At 50.0% G+C, this 270-nt stretch carries 1 pseudogene; it reads right to left on the bottom strand.

Annotation, left to right across the window (positions count from 1 at the left end):
• Positions 1-205, bottom strand: a pseudogene (locus FS736_RS23740) (hypothetical protein); the annotation flags it as partial.
• Positions 206-270: the final 65 nt, after the last annotated feature.

The raw sequence follows: 270 nt of genomic DNA, 5'->3' as shown, positions 1-270 counted from the left end.
TCCCTTTAGATTCCATTAATTCATCATGCTTCCCTTTTTCCACAATACCCCCCCCATCCAATACAACCATTTCCTCCGCATTCCCCATCCTCCACAGCCTGTGCGCAATCATCAACCTCCTTCTTCCTTCCTTCACCACATCCATCCCATCCTCGATCATTCCCTCCCTCTCACTATCAATCCTTGACGTTCCCTCATCAACCATCACCATCCCTCCCTCAAAACCCACCCCCCTCCCAAAACACATCAACTCCCTTTCCCCACTCCAAA

Origin of the sequence: Cytobacillus oceanisediminis 2691, assembly GCF_007678455.1 — a bacterium.
Lineage (GTDB): Bacteria > Bacillota > Bacilli > Bacillales > Cytobacillaceae > Mesobacillus > Mesobacillus oceanisediminis_A.
The sequence above is the reverse complement of the archived record's forward strand: the minus strand, read 5'-3'. Positions and strand labels throughout refer to the sequence as shown.